The following is a 15,795-nucleotide window of genomic DNA, read 5'->3' on the forward strand; positions in this document are numbered from 1 at the left end:
GTGGCTAAGCAGTAAGGTTATAACTAAGGCGGACCAGGTCGGCAAGTTCGATGCTGGAAAGTTGGCCGGCAAGAACGATCTCTAGCCCACCGCGACCAAAATAGCGGGATTCCATGGCAGATTCGTATTTTTCTTTTAGCAAATTGCTGAGCTTTTGATCGCAGCGGATTTCTATTGTGTTGCGATGCAAAACGAGAAAAGTGCGGCCATTTTTGAGATAAAGTTCTCGGTCTTTTTCTTTTTGAACGGTAAATTCACCAATGCCGCTTATTTTAGAAATGTCAAATACCATTTGAGCTCCTCTATGCTACCATTAATATCGTCCAGAGCACGGTGATTTTCCGGCTTGGTAAACTTTTTATTCAGGGCATTTTCGAAATAAATTTTCCAAGCGGAAACGTCTAGCATGCGGTAGTGCAATTTTTTATCTAGCTCGGGCATTTCACGTTCTATGAATTTGCGGTCTTGATGGATGGAATTACCGGCTAGGTAAATGGTTTTGCCAAAGTTTTGGTCGATAAAATCTAGCAGTTCTTTTTCTACTTCTTTTACTGGTTTGCCGTTTGCGTTTTGTGCAATGAGGGCGTCGCGAGTTTGGCTATTTTTTTCCCAGAAATCGCCCACCATGCGGGATTTTATAAGTTTTTCATCGACTTTTACTATGGCTTCGTATTTGGCGATTTCATTGAGTTGCATGTCTGTGGCAATGGCGGCAACTTCTAGGATCTTGTCTTTGGCTGGTTCTAGGCCAGTCATTTCTAAATCTACCCATAGTAGTTTGGCTTTTTTCATTACATTTCCTCCGGGATGTTGATACCTAGAATATTTAGACCGTGGGCCATAACATCTAGGTAGACTTTAACAAGTGTGGTGCGTTCGGCTTCCCTATCGCTGCCGGCCACAGGGCAGTGTTCGTAGAAACGCGAGAATTCTTGAGCGAGTTCGTACAAGTAGCTCGCAACTTTGTGTGGTGCCATTTCGGTAACGGCGGTTTTCAGAGTGTCACGATACTCTAAGATCTTTTTAGCAAGATTTTTCTCGTATTCATCATAGGATGCCGCTTTTGCAGTTTTGCTACCACTCTTCTGCAAAATCTTTTTGGCGCGCACTGCTGAATATAGTAGATACGGGCCGGAATTGCCAGTCATTTTGACGGATTCTTTGGGGTCAAAGACAATATGGCCGCCCATTTTATACTTAAGAAAAGCGTATTTGGTGGCGGCAAGAGAAATAGTTTCGTCGGCAGAATGGTATTCGGCGTTCAGTTCGTCTTTGACCATATCTAGCACGTCGACAGCCTTTAAGAAGTTACCCTTTCGGGAAGACATCTTAATGTTGCCGGGTAGCTTAACTAGGCCATGAGTGAGATGGGTGGTTTTGTCTACCAGTTCTGGGGCATATTGCTCGACAGATTTTAGTACTACCTTCATATAGTCTGACTGCTCGCTGCCAGTGATGACAACGGATTTATCAAAATGATAATCTTGCCACTTAGTAAAAATGAGGCCGACATCCTTAGTCTCGTAGGTGGGGACGCCCTCTTTGTTGATAAAGACGCGAGTATGGAGGCCAAACTTTTCGCCATTAAAGATTACGGCGCCGTCTGAGATTTCGTAGACACCTTTCTCTAGCTCTGCTTTGACTTTCTCCAGGCCGAGATCTGCCACGGTGGATTCGGGGTAAAATTTATCAAAGTTTACACCAATGTGAGCGTAAAAATCTTTGAAATAATCGTAGGATAATTCCCTGCCTTTCCAGTAGAGTTTGGCTAGCTTGGTGCTATGGTCGTTTTCTTGATTGATTTGATAAATTTTTTTATTCAACTCGGTGATTTTGACGTGAGCCTCTACGTTGTCTTCGTAAACAGCAGTACCTTCGACGTAACACTTAGCGATGTCTTCAATGGTGAAATCTGCCGGGGATTTTTGTTCTAGAATGTAGAGGGTTTTAGCAACGTGAAGGCCCACATCGCCACCGAAATTAGCGCGAATCACCTTGGCGCCAGCATATTCAAATAGCCGGCTAATAGAATCGCCAACGATAGATGTGTAAAGATGACCGACATGTAGCACTTTAAAAGGATTGGGGTCGCTAAATTCACAAATCACAGTTTTACCAGAATATTCGTTTGATGATATATTCTCCCTGAAATTTGTGCTAAGATTGTCAATCTGCTCAGCCAAATATTCGTCTGACAAATTAAAATTTAAGAAGCCTGGGTTCGAGGCAGTAGCATCTTGAAGGTTGGTTGCTAGCTCATTTGCGATCTCCATAGGAGACTTATGCAGCTCTTTGGCGAGTTTAAGTGGGGCGTTAGAAGAATAATCAGCATTAATATTATCTGGTGAAGGCGAAAAATCGGGCTCAAAATTGAAATCATAGAGATTTTTGATAGCATTTTTTAGCTGAGCCTGAATTTCTTGCATGAAATTATTATACCATATTTATAGGGATATGGTATAATAGGGGAAGTTAGCGGGTATCGTATAGCGGCTATTATGTATCCTTCCCAAGGATGAGATCAGGGTCCGACTCCCTGTACCCGCACCAGTGAGTATAAACTGCCTCTTCGGAGGCGTTTTCCATCTGTTCTGTAAGAATTGTTCCTGCTATATGGTATAATCATAGTATGAAAACGCATGAAATGAACTTACAGCCAAAATACTTTGATTTTATTAAAGATGGCACAAAACGAATTGAGCTCCGTCTCTTTGATGAAAAACGTCAACAAATTCAGCTTGGTGATATTATTGAATTCGCTAAATCAGAAGATGAAAAATTTAAAGCAGAGGTTATTGGACTTCTTCGTTATAATACATTTAATGATTTGTTTGAAGATTTTGATATTTCAGTACTTGCCGACGAATCTATGACGAAGCAAGAATTACTTGGTGTATTGTCGGAATTTTATACTCCAGAAAAGCAAGCTGAGTTTGGAGTGCTTGGTATTAGACTGAAGTTGCTTTAGCTAATGAAAAAGACGCTCCTAACAGGGCGTCTTTTTGCTGATTAGATGGTTCCGTTGAAGGCGTGCTCTCTGGAATGGTCATTGTAATAGCCAGCATCAAGAACTTGAGTTTCTTCCCAGCCATATTTTTTGATAATTCCCGAGAATTGGTCGAGTTTATAGTCGGCGATAGTGATGAGCGGTTTGGTTGTGCCGAGCCATTCAAAACATCTTTCAACTAAAGCGGTAGCAATACCTCGTTTCTGATACTCCGGTTTTACGAAGAGCGTGCTGATTTTGAGTTCCGTTTCATCTTTTTTGAGAAAAGCAGTTGCAGCGATTTTGCCATCAGTATAACAAGAAATCACTTCACGCTTACCGTCAAAGATGCCGGGCACATACTTACTGTAGAAGTGGTTGCAATGCGACGGATAGTCTTCACAAATCCAATCCGTAATCATGTAGCTCTCTGCAATCATTTTTGAGAAAGTTTTATTGCGTTCCGCTTTCAATAAGTCAGAGGCCTTCAGAAACTCAAGCGTGGGCTTCTTAGTGTTATTCGTTTTGAACCTCAATTCAAAGACATAAACGCCAAGGGATTCTTTATCTCTCGGATAGATGTCACGAAGCGTCCTGAGTGCCCCATCGAAGGTCATACCTGGAAGTGCTTTGTCTACCCCCTCTACTTCAAGCATTCTCTTGAAGCTGTCGTAAACACTAACACGCAATACGTCGAACTCGTTTGGACCGTAGTTCTCGAAAGCAATGGTATCTCCCTGCTTTACTTTCTTGATTTGTGAGTATCCTACTCGGATTTCAAGACTCTTGCTCCCGTTTTTGAGTTGACGGAAGTATTCTTTTTTGACTCTCCAGACGTGTTTTTTCGCCATCGTTAATCAACTCCTTTCAATGTTCTATAGATGTTTACGCTATCTTTGTTATTATATCATAAAATTGGTAAAAATACAAGGGTTTAACCTATCGTGAGATATGATAGGATTAACTATGGTATAATAATAGAGTACGAACTCTATACAGAATCGTGCACCAGTGAGTATAAACTACCTCTTCGGAGGCGTTTTTGTTTTGCTCTTAAGCAGGCCTTAGTTTTGTTTTTATTCCGTGGCGTCTTCTGGGCCAGAGATGTCAATATACTCCGTAATTTTTCCTTCTTCTTCGAGGGCGGCAAATTGTTCCGCAAACTCAGTAAATGGAATTTTGATGGACGCGAAATCTACTTCGGAATCAGTCTTCTTGATAAGTTTTACAAAGTAGTAGCCATCACCGCTCATAGACACAAAGCGGCCGCTGCTTTGGCCCGGCTCTAGCTTCATGGCTTCAGAAGCACGGCCACCGTCAATATTTTTGCTATCTACCAAGCCGTCGGTTTCTTCGTATATAATTTTGTCTCCCAATTGTTCGGCAGCGTTTTGATAGTCGTTGTCGTTTGAGGTTAAAATGCTTTGGACTTGGTCGGCGATTTTATTGGCCTTGCTGTCGATTTCCATTTCTACTTTGACCCTGAGGAGTGTGAGATAAAGCATACGCTCATATTCACTCTTGCTAAGGCCGAAATTATCCTCGATAATCTTGATGAAGCCTTCTTCACTGCGGTCTATACCGCCGATTTTAAGATGGCGGTCAAATTCGGTGGCAACTTCTTCGTTTGACACGGTAACGCCTAGTTCCTTGGCAAGTTTAATCGCATAGGTATATTTTTCGGCTTCAGATAAGGCAGAGCGTTTGTATTCAAGCTGGAGGTCTTTAATAGACTCCTCATCGAATTGACTGCCAGATTGACGCTCGATAGAAGTCATACTACTACGATAAAACATCAAGTAGTCCGAAAAGCGAACATTTTCACCATCTACCGAAGCGACCGGGACGGGCAGAACTTTAGTGATGTTGAACAAAAGTTGGTCCGTCATACCTATACGATACAACGCTAGCCACCCACCTATGAAAATCATGGCAAATACTACTAGTGCAATAAGGATGGTATTAATAACGATACGATGACGAGTCCATTGGAGAGGGTATTTGAATTTGCGACCAGCGGCGAGAACCTCTTCGCGACGCTCTTCAACCTTTTCTTTCTCGGTTTTCTTCTCTTCTTTCTTGAAAGGTAGTTTCATGGTATAATTATAGCATATTTGTGTTGGCTTCGTAGCTCAATGGATAGAGCGGCTCCGTCCTAAGGAGAAGGTTGTGCGTTCGACTCGCACCGAAGTCACCATTTTTTGTTCAGGTCCTGTAGCAGCTCGTCGAACCTAGCGGTGCGACTCGCACCGAAGTCACCATTTTTTGTTTGAAGTGAAAAAGGAGGCCGAAGTGGCCTCCGCTAGATGATGATATTGATAGGTATTCCTTGAGCCGGGGTTAAGACTATGGCTTCTACTCTGTCAATATCGGTTTTGTGCTCTCTGGCACAGTGTTTTTCGCCCCTATCGATGACTTCGTGCCATTCGTCTGAAGACAATGATACAACATCGAGGGGTTCGGTGTAGTCGAAGAATTTGTTAGTGGTGCCGCTTTTGCGGAACTTGATAGTAACGCCGGTGTACCTACCTTTGCTGCACTCTTCATGAAGTTTCTCCGATACCCTTTCTGCGTTTATAATCAATAACAACACCTCCTAAAGTACTTAGCTATAAATATTAACTAGCTTATCTGACATTATATAATACTTCGCGTTTTGCCCCAATCTTAAGAATTTTGCGGTATAATAAGTTTATGGTTAGGAGGTCAAGACGTAGCAAGTGGCGAAAGGTTTTTTCGTTGCGTAACGGAATGATTGTTTTGTCTTTGATTATACTGGGGGTTAGCACGTACTTTTTTGCACAAAGTATCGAAACATTTGATTATGTCGTAGAGACTAATGCATTCTTTGCACCGTTTGAGTATTATGACAATCGCAAAATTGTGGGAGTAGATATAGAAATTATTGAACGTGTGGCCGAAAAATTAAAGGCAAGAATTGAGATCAAAAACGTAGAGTTTGACTTGATCATAGATAACGTAGCAAACGGAGTGATTGCGGATGCTGGAGCAGCTGGGCTTACTATTACGCCGGCACGAGCAGAGAAAGTAAATTTCAGTATTCCCTACTATGATTCAGTACAATATGTAATTTTCAACAAGGAAAATCCTCCGGAAACTCGAGGAGATCATATTGTGTGGGAAGCTTTGGCCGGCAAAACGCTTGGTTCACAAATGGGTGGCACAGGTTACCTGTTTATGTCTGATGAGGTAGGAGAGGGTGTGCTGAAGGACACTGGCACGGTGGTTAAGGGATTTGATTCGCACCAGCTAGCAGCAGATGCAATAGGTGCGCATATCATAGATTACGCAATCGCGGACGAACTAGCTGCACAGTTTATTGTAGAAAAAAATCCAAAATTAGCTGCTTTGCCTTTATATTATCAAGGAGCAACGATAGAAGAAGATTACCCGGCGGAAGAGTCTTATGCTATAGCAGTAAACAAACAACAGCCCGAACTTCTTGACACCTTTAACGAGGTTCTAGTAGAAATGCTAGAACCGGACGAGGACGGCAAAAGCGAGATCGACAAACTAATATTAAAATATATGGGGTTAACCGAAGAGAAGTAACATGGATGATTTTTTCAATAAAGTAGTAGAGCTATTTACGACACCAGAATATATAGAATCTTTACTGCATGGTTTCGTGCTAACTATGCAAATATCGTTTTTTGCAATTATCATTGGGCTACTGCTTGGAACGATTATTGCGCTAATAGATACGGCAAAAAAATCTAAGTGGATGATTTTGCCGAAATTCATCTGCAAAGTGTATACCACGATTATCCGAGGAACTCCGATGGCATTACAACTATTTATCATGTTCTTTGTGATTTTTGCGATTAGAGGATTTCCGCAGGTTATTATAGCAGTTTTGGCATTTGGTTTTAATTCGGCGGCATATGTGGCAGAGGTGATACGTAGCGGCATACAATCAGTGGATAGCGGACAAACAGAAGCTGGATTAGCGTTGGGGCTATCGCGTTTTACCGTGTTTCGGAAAATTGTAGCGCCACAGGCTATCAAAAATATTATTCCGGCGCTAGGCAATGAGATTATCACAGTAATAAAAGAAACTGCAATCGTAAGCATGGTCGGGTTATATGATCTTAACATGGCAGCAAAAGACATCGGGTCGGGACAAAATATGGCGAGCTATATTGTGCCGATGTTTACGGCGGCGTTGTTCTATTTGGCGGTAGTATATCTGATTACATTTATTATTAAACGGATTGAGAAACATTTAAGAAAAAGTGATTCGAGAGGATAAGAGATATGGAAGAAAAAATCATCCGGATAAAAAATCTGAAGAAAGAGTTTGGTAAAAATAAAGTGCTGCGTGGAATAGATTTTGAGTTGAATAAGGGCGAGAAGGTGGTGATACTGGGCGCGTCTGGTTCGGGGAAATCTACGTTTTTGCGCTGTATCAATCGGATGGAAGAACCAACGTCTGGTGAAATATATTTTGGCGATACTTTGATTACCGACAAAAATATTCAGAAGATGCGTCAAAATATTGGCATGGTGTTTCAGCATTTTAACTTGATAAACAACTTAACGGTAATGCAAAACTTGATTTTGGCACCGGTAAAGTTAAAATTGATGGACGAAGAGACTGCAGAAAAAAGGGCGCGCGGCCTGTTAAAGCACATTGGTCTTTTGAGCAAAGCCGATGCCTTCCCTGCTAGTTTATCGGGCGGGCAAAAACAGCGAGTTGCAATAATTCGTGCAATGATGATGAGCCCAAAGGTGCTGTTATTCGATGAGCCAACATCAGCATTGGACCCAGAATCGATTGGTGATGTGCTATCACTAATCCGTGAAGTAGCAGAAGCTGGGATGACAATTATGATAGTGACACACGAGATGAATTTTGCAAAAGAAATTGCGACACGCGTGATATTCTTAGACCAAGGAAAAATCATTGAAGAGGGCAAGCCGCGAGAGTTTTTTGAGCAGCCAAAAACTCCCAGAGTGCGGGAGTTTTTAGAAAAGGTGTTATAGATCTAACGAGTGTATTTTTCGTTAAGATCGCTGTAATCGTAGAGTTCGTTGGCGTTGAACCAAAGGTCAATTTCTTTCTTAGCTTCTTCTTGATTAGATGAAGCATGGACTAAGTTTGGCACGCCAGTACCCTTGGCATCAGAGTAACCAAAGCTCATGTGCGAGAAATCACCTCGGATGGTACCCATTTCAGCGGATTTTGGTTCGGTAGGACCGACAATTTTGCGTACTAACGGCACCGCTTCGACACCTTCAAGTACCATGGCAATTACTGGGCCAGTCATCATGTATTCGACATTATAACGAAAGACCTGCTCGCCACGGCGAGTAATCATTTGACCAATACCTTCGTAATGCTCGCGGTAAAGGTGCTCATCTGGCATAATCATCTTCATGCCGACAATTTTAAGGCCAACGCGTTCGAAACGCTGGATAATTTCACCGATGATCCCCCGCTGAACCGTGTCTGGTTTTAACACTACTAAACTTCTTTGAATAAAATCTTGCGATTTTGTCATAAATATCTCCTTTTACGCTATTATATCACATAATGGCCACTGTCTGCATCCTCTCTCTGGGGTGCGTTCGTACTGTCATTTGGTATAATATAATTATGTACATATCTGACCTGATTGAAGATTTTTTGGAGCACCTGGAGATTGAAAGTGGGCGAAGCAAAAAAACAATCGAGAACTATCGCTTATACCTAGAGCGGTTTTTGGAGATCTCGCAAGAAATTTTGAACAAGGATGATATTAAACCCTCTGATATAGATAGAGAACTTTTGCGCAAGTACCGGCTAAGGCTCAATAGATACGGGTCGGAAAATGGAGGCGACGATCTTAAAACAATTACGCAGACGTATCATCTGATTGCGTTAAGAGGTTTTTTGAAATACTTAACCAGGCGAGAAATCAAATCTTTGGATCCGTCACTGATAGATTTACCACACGTGATTCGCAAGCAAGTAACTTTTTTGCATTTCGACGAAGTAGAAGATATGTTAAATCAAATTGACACCTCTACGGAGTCGGGGTTGAGAGATCGGGCAATTATAGAGCTGTTGTATTCTGGTGGGCTACGGGTTTCCGAATTGGTTGGCCTGGATCGTGGGTCGATTAACCTAGAGAGACGAGAATTTATGGTAAGAGGCAAAGGCAGCAAAGATCGGCCAATCTTTATCAGTCAATCGGCGGCAGATCGTGTGCAAGATTATTTGGACGCACGGACCGATTCCCTGCCGGCGCTGTTTTTGAATAACTCGCGCAACACGCAGACGGTAGATACGTCGGGAGATTTTCGGAGAATTACGGCGCGCTCGGTGGAGAGAATTGTAGAAAAATACGCACGGCTGGCTGGTATTGCTAAACATGTGTCGCCACATACTTTAAGGCACTCTTTTGCGACGGATCTTTTGATGAATGGGGCAGATCTGAGGAGCGTACAGTCGATGTTAGGACATGCGGATATCTCCACTACGCAAATTTATACGCACGTAACGGACGCGCACCTTAAAGAGATTCATGAAAAATTTCACTCAGAGACGAAGTAAAAGCTAGTCCGTTTTGACGATGCCGGGATCATACAATCGCATAACGGTAGAGATGGTAGATGGGTTCGATTCTCCAGTGCCATACCAGCAGGTACGGATGTAAAAATCGTAGTAGGCGGCCGTGTCGCCTGAGCCAACAATGTTGGTAGTTTTCGGATCTTTGACAGCAATAATGTAAATGCCTTCGGCGCGGTAAAGATCTGAGTTTGAGTTAGTTGAGACCAAGTTATCATCATCCGTGTTACTCGTAGAAGTGCCAAAAATGAGATGTGGGTATGTAGAAGCTCGGGCAAGCTTATCCCCTGTAGATATAACCTCACTTGCATCCGTAAAATCTCCAAGCTTTTGAGTATTGATGATAAAACCGTAAGTTTTGGCTTCTTTGTTCCCTGAATCGTATAGCTCATCACAACTTTTGGGGGAATATTGGAGCAAGGATTCTTGTGCGGCTGTAATAGTATAAGGAGGGTTATTATTTATAGCTTTAGAAATAATTGTTTGCCACAATTGACCGAATTTGCTCTCTTCTGATTCTCGGCTAGTGATATAAGAAGTCTGGATAAAACGCAAGGCTTCGGCTTGAGCGTCGATTTCTTCGCGAGCAAGGGTAGTTTCGAGGGCAGTTTGAGCACTAGAAGTACCGCCGCTCATCACAGCTACTACAGCTACAGCCACCATGGAAAATATACCCACAGCCAACATTACTTCAATTAGAGTATCCCCTCTTTTTCCCACGCGTTTATTCATAAGCTTATTATATCATTCACCGCCCAAGAAAAGCAACCTCAAGGTGATATAATATAATTGGCAGCATAAAAGCACAATATTAATTATGATGCAACATCATATTCTTATTGGCCCATCTTGCCTTGCGGGGCTCAAGAGTCATGCTTCTTTCAAGAAGCTTACACCACGGGTAATTGTCTGATTTTACGGAATTTGGCAATTGTAAATGGCTCTCATACCCGTCTTATTATCAGCCGGTGGCCGCCGGCTTAAGTTGTGTCTTCGTCTATTCCGGCAACTGGAACGGTTCGTCGGCGAACAATCGTGGCAACAACGGGAACTATTGGTCCTCTACAGCCAACAATACGAACAACGCTTACAATCTGAACTTCAACAATGGCAACGTCAATCCGGGTACGAACAACAACAATAAGAACAACGGGAACTCCGTACGCTGTCTAGCTCCTGCTGAGTAGTAGTTCGGCGTATCGCCCTTCCTACCTTTCGCTCCCCGTTTAACAAACTTGCTGCCAAACCATGGACTATATATTATATTCCCAGCCGATTTCCTGAAAGGCTTCTTCTAACATTTTGGTACTTTTAAGATATTTTGCATGACCCAAATATGAGGCGATGCTGTTTTCATCCCGAATCCCCATCATGACTTCTCGACAAGCGATTTTGGTGTTTTTCTTTAATCTGCGCCCAGGCACAATGTGGTTGTTGTAAACTACTGCACCCAAAAACGGGATGCCTTTGCTAGATTCGGTTAACATACGTTTTTTGGGATGCAAGGTCAATTGTCTGAGTTTTAAGAATTCTTCAATTGCCCGAATATCTTTTTTGAGTTGTGGCAATTCTTCTTCACTGGCTACAATATAAAAATCATCTACATACCGGCCGTAATGTTTGTAGCCTAAGTCGTAAGTAACAAACCGATCTAATTGGTCTAAATATATGTTAGATAATAGCTGCGAAGTTAGATTGCCAATGACAATTCCCTTTCCGGCGGGTTGACCAAACAAGCTTTTGCTGGAAGGTAGCTCGTCCCATCCGCTGAGGCGACCTTTTTTGCGCACACCGTGAATGGGATCATCAAAAATTGTTTGGTACCACAAAAACCGCATTAATTCGTATTCCCTAGTGTCTTTTTTGCCAGCAAATTGTTGATCTAACCCCCAAATTGCTTGTTCGTATAGTCTTTGGCGCGGTAAAGACATAAAATACCCTTGGATGTCTAGTTTTGCAACGTAGGCTTTTTTGGCGTAATTATGTGAAACGGATCTGATATGGTAGTCGAGCCGACGTATACCAAACAAGGTGCCCTTCCCTACTCGACAAGAATAAGCGTCGGTGATAAATCTTTTGTCCCACCAGTCGTAAACTGTGTCAAAAATTAGGTGGTGCACCACCCGATCACGAAAAGTGGCAGCAAATATTTCACGAATTACCGGGTTATAAATAATATGAGCAGTGCTACGACTCGGACGGTAAGTTTTGGCTAAAATATCTTTGCGAAGTAATTTCAAGTTTTCGTCGGCGTTGAGCTCAAACATCTGTTCGTCCATGGTGGAGCGTTTGCCACCTCTTCTGGCTTCTAGGTATGCTATATATAAAGTAAGTTGTAGCCTATTTTCAAAATCCTTGAGCCATTCGATGGCATCTTGATCAAATCTGAGTTCTTTCAACTCGGTTTTCTCCAAGTCTTTTTGCGATGATGGTTTTGAGGTCTACTAGTGTTTCGCCGATGCGAGTGCGAGTAACTAGGTCAAAAAGGGCGTTCTCGTCGATGATGGCAAGAAGGGCGGTGATATCGTCTATCTGGCATAACATTTCATCACGGGCCGTGGCTCGGCTGAGGTGACCATTTGCCATCCGGAAGTAAATTTTGTTTAAATTCATTAGCGAATCCAGCATGGTATTACCAAAGGTTTCACGATAGGCGCCGTCCATTTTTTTGATTTTGGGGGGTAAAATTTGAGACAGCTGCCTGATGAGGCCATAAAGATCAGGGAGATTTTCTTTGGGCGTAACCATTTTTTTGACTTTGGCTTGGTCGGTCTGTTCGCGTTGGCGCATTTCGTTGATTTCTTTGGTGCTATATGACCGTTCTAGATCGACGATAATAATGCCGTAATCTATCCGTTTGGCGACAAGACCGATAGTGGCGACGTCTTCGATGAATTTTTCACCCCAGTGCACAGACACTATGCCGTGTTTAAACCGGTGGCGCAAATCGTTGTCGTTACGAATAACTGGTTTCTTTTTGAGTCTCGGGCCAATGACGTACTTATAGAACAAGGCTGATTGCCCGCCCATTTTGTACCACTCATCGGTGATGCCAGCTAAAGATGGGAACAATATAAGGCGAGAGTTATTTTTGTCCTCTAGGGTGAGGGCGATAACTTTGCCATTATAATAATCTCGGTGACGATCTTTATCTAGTTTGTCGCGCTCGTCTAGTTCTTTGCCGGATTGAGCTTCGACCAAGATGCCTTTGAGAATGCTAGTGGTAAATTCTTCACTGCCTTTGGCGATAGTTTGCTTATTCTTGGAACTGGTTTTGGGGTGAGATTGACTATTTTTTAAGTAACGGGAGCAGAAATTTTGAATAGTTTCTATGTTTTTTGTGCTAGGAGTAACCCTACCGTTGAGCCAAAAGCCTAAAGTTTTGGCGGATACGCCTAGCTTGCTGGCCGTATCAGCTTGCGACCATCCGGCACTTTGCATGATCTTTTTCAGGGTGTCTAATGCGACATTTGTCTCATTTGCCATTGCTGATATTGTAGCACACCTATTTTTGGCGAAAAAGTAGTTATGTTTATTTGACAGTCTTCTGATTTCTGGCGCTATGGCGCCAGAAATCTAGGCAAAAAAGGAACCTCCATTTCCGCCTAGATGCCTTGCATCTAGGGGAAACGAAAGTTCCTTTTTTGCATTCCCGGGGCTAAGGTAGGAAGGGCGATACGCCGAACTAGTTGGCTGTAGAGGACCAATAGTACCCGTAGTAGCCACGATTGTACGCCGACGAACCGTACCAGTAGCCGGAATAGACGAAGTTATTTGGGAAGGAGCGCCAGTTATTGGAGTCTGTGGAGGAAGTGTTACCGCCCATTTGTTGGTTAAGGTAGTAGAAGCCTCCGTTGGTGTTACCTTTGTTGTTACCTTCACTGCCATCTCCACTACCACCATATGGGAGTTGCCAGCCAGCTGGGCAGAGATCACCTTCTACGGTGACATTAGAGTCAGTTTCTTGTTTACCGTTACCTGCTGTGGCGGAGTACCAGTTGTAGTTATTACCATAAGAGTACCATTGGGCATTATCACCACTTGCATTATAGCTAGCTGTAAGATCGGTGTTTCCTAGATCGGAGTTATTAGTGTTAATGATGGACTGATCATAACAAGCTGCTTGGTCCCAATCCGTGCACCAGTTATTAGATGAAGCAGATAGGCGGTTAGAAGTGGTTTGTGCAGAATAATCATTGGTGAGAGGAAGAGATGGGTGGTTAGTGTTAGTAGTGGATAGTTCTTGAGTAGTTGGGGTATCACCTTCAGCCACTGAGTTATCTAGTCTTAAGTTTTCAGTCATCCAGCAGTTGCCATCGGCTAGTTTAGCAATGGTGTAGACTTCACCATCACGGGAATCAGTGAGAGCAGTGATAGTGTTTTTACCTACTGTGAGGACACCGTCTTCATAGGTGGTAGCAGTCATAGCACTACAGCCAGTCCAGTTTTGGAGATAGACAGGATCATTGCCGTTCATTTCAGCTGGGGCCCAGACAGCGTAGAGGGTGGAAGTATTGGTGGTGCTGTCTATTCCTTTTACTATAGTACCGTCCACAATAATAGTTTGGTTAGGACCATAGATCTTTGGATCGTTAGATTCATCATTATCTGTGAGGTGGGTCCAAGCATCATTGTCTGCACTCCAACCTACGAAGCCATAGCCAGTCTTTTTGTAATTAGGAGCGTAAAGGCTAGCGGTATCACCAAGTAGGACATCGGAATGGCTTAAGGTTTCAGTTTGTTCACTCTCGGTGGATTCCATGCTACCGGTAGCACCATTGCCGTTGTAGCTAATGTTAAATGGAGTAGTAGAGCGCCAGATGGCATAGAGAGTGATGTTGCCACCTTCGCTAATGGTGAAAGTGTTAGGGTTTAAGAGATCGTTTACCGTAGTGTATGTAGCAGCACCAGCATTTGGATCCGTGCTCCAACCAAGGAATTCATAGTCTTCAGTTTCAGTGGTGGCTGGAGTTTCGTATTCGCCAGAAAAGATCTCATTATTGTTATAACCTGTGATTTTGGCGTAATAACCGTAGCCAGAGCTACAACCTCTTGAACTACCGCCAGCACCAACATGGTAGGCCAACGTGAGACTATCTCCATCTATATTAGTCTCTAAACTTTCATTAGTGGCATACATGCCAAAAACGTATTTACCTGTAGTATTACCGAAAACTTTCACGCCTTCAGAATAATTATCTGCAGCCGTGTAGTTGGGTTTTTCGCCAATCCAAAAGCTAAAATAAGCATCATCATTTTCGCTTACACCACAGCTATCGCTGCCAGTCTTCACGAGGTCTAAGTAAATATTTTGCATATTGGCAAACTTATAGACAAATGTTTCACTCGTGTTTATCGGGTACATACGGTTATTCTGGTCTATAACTTCCCCTGCGTCATTTAAGTTAGTGGTATGTGAGTACATAGTTTCGCCTAAGCTTCCCGCCACATACTTCACCACATTAGTGGTCTGCTCTTCATCACCATCAAAGTATAGACCATTCCCATCAAAGGTTACAGTAGCTACAGCATTCTCTTCTGCACTATAATCTACTGTAGCACCAGTATAGGTACCATAAGGAAGGTCAGATTCTGGAAGAGAGTAGAAGATTTCATTGTCTTTAGCTTCTGGTTCTTCAGTAGCTAAGCCCCAAGTGTTATCAGAAAGAGCAGAAGTGGCTGCTTCTTCTGATAGAGTAATCATAGAGATGGTTTTATCGGTTTCAGTAGAAGAAAGAGTAGTGTCTTCAGCGTGAGCTTTGAGTGTATAGCCAGCTTGTGTAGCTTCTGCTACAGTGAGGGTGACTGGTGCTACAGCGAAGACTGGTTCATCAGCTAGTTCTACGTCTAGGACTACGTCGGAGACGGTAAGATCTAGGCTAGTATTGGTACCCCCCCCTCGGCAGCATTAGCAGTGCCTAGGTTGGAGTGGTGCTTAAGACCTGCAAAGGTGAAAGCAGAAGTGAGAAGAGCAATGATGGAAAGACCAATGGTAAATTGCTTTTTCGCTTGCTTTAGTTTGAAGGCTTTAATACTACTAGTGAATCTAGGTAGTTTGTGATGTTTGCGGTAGTAGTAGGCTAGACTGATGATACTAGCTACTAGGATGAATGATACTATGCTGATAGTGGCAATAGTGCCGCCATCTAGACCTTGGCTGAATAGACCTGTGTTAGGAGTAACAGGACTGCCAGGTTCTACTATGTTTATTATGATATTGCTATCGCTCATAAAC

Annotated in this window: 18 protein-coding genes and 2 tRNA genes; 8 read left to right on the plus strand and 12 right to left on the minus strand. The window is 42.9% G+C overall.

All coding sequences use genetic code 11. The features are described from left to right. Nucleotides 1-4: 4 nt before the first annotated feature. Genes G3RUM_RS02500 through argS form a run of 3 tightly spaced genes read right to left on the minus strand, consistent with a single transcriptional unit; the run spans nucleotide 5 to nucleotide 2,426 of the window. Nucleotides 5-292, minus strand: a complete 288-nt coding sequence (locus tag G3RUM_RS02500) for a hypothetical protein (RefSeq protein ID WP_129735062.1) — start codon at nucleotides 290-292, stop codon at nucleotides 5-7. Beyond that, a complete protein-coding gene (gene orn, locus G3RUM_RS02505) occupies nucleotides 268-792 on the minus strand; it encodes an oligoribonuclease (protein ID WP_129735064.1) in 525 nt (174 codons plus the stop codon). The genes G3RUM_RS02500 and orn overlap by 25 nt, the downstream gene beginning before the upstream one ends. After that, nucleotides 792-2,426 (minus strand): arginine--tRNA ligase, encoded by a 1,635-nt coding sequence (gene argS, locus G3RUM_RS02510; protein ID WP_129735066.1) that lies wholly within the window; start codon nucleotides 2,424-2,426, stop codon nucleotides 792-794. Before argS ends, orn begins: the two co-directional genes overlap by 1 nt. 49 nt (nucleotides 2,427-2,475) lie before the next feature. Here argS and G3RUM_RS02515 point away from each other — a divergent pair. Then, nucleotides 2,476-2,550 (plus strand) — tRNA-Gly (locus G3RUM_RS02515). A gap of 79 nt (nucleotides 2,551-2,629) precedes the next feature. After that, complete coding sequence (locus G3RUM_RS02520) at nucleotides 2,630-2,968, plus strand: ASCH domain-containing protein (RefSeq protein WP_129735068.1); 339 nt, start codon at nucleotides 2,630-2,632, stop codon at nucleotides 2,966-2,968. 41 nt (nucleotides 2,969-3,009) lie between these two features. On the opposite strand, the gene G3RUM_RS02525 is transcribed toward G3RUM_RS02520, so the two are convergent. Together G3RUM_RS02525 and G3RUM_RS02530 are read right to left on the minus strand one after the other, a co-directional pair. Next, on the minus strand, nucleotides 3,010-3,837 hold the full coding sequence (locus G3RUM_RS02525; RefSeq protein ID WP_129735070.1) for a GNAT family N-acetyltransferase: 828 nt from the start codon (nucleotides 3,835-3,837) through the stop codon (nucleotides 3,010-3,012). Between the two features lie 225 nt (nucleotides 3,838-4,062). Continuing rightward, nucleotides 4,063-5,082, minus strand: coding sequence for a SurA N-terminal domain-containing protein (locus G3RUM_RS02530; RefSeq protein ID WP_129735072.1), 1,020 nt, complete (start codon nucleotides 5,080-5,082; stop codon nucleotides 4,063-4,065). A 25-nt stretch (nucleotides 5,083-5,107) separates the two neighbouring features. Here G3RUM_RS02530 and G3RUM_RS02535 point away from each other — a divergent pair. Beyond that, nucleotides 5,108-5,183, plus strand: a tRNA-Arg gene (locus tag G3RUM_RS02535). 105 nt (nucleotides 5,184-5,288) lie between these two features. On the opposite strand, the gene G3RUM_RS02540 is transcribed toward G3RUM_RS02535, so the two are convergent. Next, nucleotides 5,289-5,579, minus strand: a complete 291-nt coding sequence (locus G3RUM_RS02540) for a hypothetical protein (RefSeq protein WP_206660901.1) — start codon at nucleotides 5,577-5,579, stop codon at nucleotides 5,289-5,291. A 101-nt stretch (nucleotides 5,580-5,680) separates the two neighbouring features. On the opposite strand from G3RUM_RS02540, the gene G3RUM_RS02545 reads away from it, so the two are divergent. From G3RUM_RS02545 to G3RUM_RS02555, 3 genes are read left to right on the plus strand one after another with little or no spacing between them, the layout of a single operon-like run. Beyond that, nucleotides 5,681-6,559: a transporter substrate-binding domain-containing protein gene (locus tag G3RUM_RS02545; protein ID WP_129735076.1), complete on the plus strand. Its 879-nt coding sequence runs from the start codon at nucleotides 5,681-5,683 to the stop codon at nucleotides 6,557-6,559. A 1-nt stretch (nucleotide 6,560) separates the two neighbouring features. Continuing rightward, nucleotides 6,561-7,259 carry an amino acid ABC transporter permease gene (locus G3RUM_RS02550; protein ID WP_129735078.1) on the plus strand — a complete coding sequence of 233 codons (699 nt, stop codon included), beginning with the start codon at nucleotides 6,561-6,563 and terminating at the stop codon, nucleotides 7,257-7,259. A gap of 17 nt (nucleotides 7,260-7,276) precedes the next feature. Continuing rightward, complete coding sequence (locus tag G3RUM_RS02555; protein WP_129735094.1) at nucleotides 7,277-7,993, plus strand: amino acid ABC transporter ATP-binding protein; 717 nt, start codon at nucleotides 7,277-7,279, stop codon at nucleotides 7,991-7,993. Between the two features lie 2 nt (nucleotides 7,994-7,995). On the opposite strand, the gene G3RUM_RS02560 is transcribed toward G3RUM_RS02555, so the two are convergent. Further along, nucleotides 7,996-8,511, minus strand: a complete 516-nt coding sequence (locus G3RUM_RS02560) for a nucleoside-diphosphate kinase (protein WP_129735080.1) — start codon at nucleotides 8,509-8,511, stop codon at nucleotides 7,996-7,998. A gap of 95 nt (nucleotides 8,512-8,606) precedes the next feature. On the opposite strand from G3RUM_RS02560, the gene xerA reads away from it, so the two are divergent. Beyond that, nucleotides 8,607-9,545, plus strand: a complete 939-nt coding sequence (gene xerA, locus G3RUM_RS02565; protein WP_164998344.1) for a site-specific tyrosine recombinase/integron integrase — start codon at nucleotides 8,607-8,609, stop codon at nucleotides 9,543-9,545. Nucleotides 9,546-9,548: 3 nt separating this feature from the next. Here the strand turns inward: xerA and G3RUM_RS02570 are convergent, their stop codons facing one another. Further along, complete coding sequence (locus tag G3RUM_RS02570; RefSeq protein WP_129735084.1) at nucleotides 9,549-10,292, minus strand: hypothetical protein; 744 nt, start codon at nucleotides 10,290-10,292, stop codon at nucleotides 9,549-9,551. Nucleotides 10,293-10,465: 173 nt separating this feature from the next. Here G3RUM_RS02570 and G3RUM_RS03845 point away from each other — a divergent pair, with 173 nt between their 5' ends. Next, nucleotides 10,466-10,747 (plus strand): hypothetical protein, encoded by a 282-nt coding sequence (locus tag G3RUM_RS03845; RefSeq protein WP_195157059.1) that lies wholly within the window; start codon nucleotides 10,466-10,468, stop codon nucleotides 10,745-10,747. A 66-nt stretch (nucleotides 10,748-10,813) separates the two neighbouring features. Here G3RUM_RS03845 and G3RUM_RS02580 read toward each other — a convergent pair whose 3' ends face one another. The 4 genes from G3RUM_RS02580 to G3RUM_RS03805 all read right to left on the minus strand — a co-directional run. Continuing rightward, complete coding sequence (locus G3RUM_RS02580) at nucleotides 10,814-11,959, minus strand: RNA-directed DNA polymerase (RefSeq protein WP_129735086.1); 1,146 nt, start codon at nucleotides 11,957-11,959, stop codon at nucleotides 10,814-10,816. Next, entirely contained in the window at nucleotides 11,940-13,046 is a 1,107-nt protein-coding gene (locus tag G3RUM_RS02585; RefSeq protein ID WP_129735088.1) for a helix-turn-helix domain-containing protein, read from the minus strand. The genes G3RUM_RS02580 and G3RUM_RS02585 overlap by 20 nt, the downstream gene beginning before the upstream one ends. A 199-nt stretch (nucleotides 13,047-13,245) precedes the next feature. After that, entirely contained in the window at nucleotides 13,246-15,264 is a 2,019-nt protein-coding gene (locus G3RUM_RS02590) for a fibrobacter succinogenes major paralogous domain-containing protein (protein ID WP_129735090.1), read from the minus strand. A 170-nt stretch (nucleotides 15,265-15,434) separates the two neighbouring features. After that, nucleotides 15,435-15,795: hypothetical protein (locus G3RUM_RS03805; protein ID WP_164998345.1), on the minus strand; the 361-nt coding region annotated here is incomplete at its 5' end.

The organism is Candidatus Nanosyncoccus alces (genome assembly GCF_004138395.1).
GTDB lineage: Bacteria > Patescibacteriota > Saccharimonadia > Saccharimonadales > Saccharimonadaceae > Nanosyncoccus > Nanosyncoccus alces.

Coding starts and splice junctions, on each gene's coding strand:
- G3RUM_RS02500 (WP_129735062.1), bottom strand. CDS start 292: ATGGTATTTGACATTTCTAAAATAAGCGGCATTGGTGAATTTACCGTT.
- orn (WP_129735064.1), bottom strand. CDS start 792: ATGAAAAAAGCCAAACTACTATGGGTAGATTTAGAAATGACTGGCCTA.
- argS (WP_129735066.1), bottom strand. CDS start 2,426: ATGCAAGAAATTCAGGCTCAGCTAAAAAATGCTATCAAAAATCTCTAT.
- G3RUM_RS02520 (WP_129735068.1), top strand. CDS start 2,630: ATGAAAACGCATGAAATGAACTTACAGCCAAAATACTTTGATTTTATT.
- G3RUM_RS02525 (WP_129735070.1), bottom strand. CDS start 3,837: ATGGCGAAAAAACACGTCTGGAGAGTCAAAAAAGAATACTTCCGTCAA.
- G3RUM_RS02530 (WP_129735072.1), bottom strand. CDS start 5,082: ATGAAACTACCTTTCAAGAAAGAAGAGAAGAAAACCGAGAAAGAAAAG.
- G3RUM_RS02545 (WP_129735076.1), top strand. CDS start 5,681: ATGGTTAGGAGGTCAAGACGTAGCAAGTGGCGAAAGGTTTTTTCGTTG.
- G3RUM_RS02550 (WP_129735078.1), top strand. CDS start 6,561: ATGGATGATTTTTTCAATAAAGTAGTAGAGCTATTTACGACACCAGAA.
- G3RUM_RS02560 (WP_129735080.1), bottom strand. CDS start 8,511: ATGACAAAATCGCAAGATTTTATTCAAAGAAGTTTAGTAGTGTTAAAA.
- xerA (WP_164998344.1), top strand. CDS start 8,607: ATGTACATATCTGACCTGATTGAAGATTTTTTGGAGCACCTGGAGATT.
- G3RUM_RS02570 (WP_129735084.1), bottom strand. CDS start 10,292: ATGAATAAACGCGTGGGAAAAAGAGGGGATACTCTAATTGAAGTAATG.
- G3RUM_RS02585 (WP_129735088.1), bottom strand. CDS start 13,046: ATGGCAAATGAGACAAATGTCGCATTAGACACCCTGAAAAAGATCATG.
- G3RUM_RS02590 (WP_129735090.1), bottom strand. CDS start 15,264: ATGATTACTCTATCAGAAGAAGCAGCCACTTCTGCTCTTTCTGATAAC.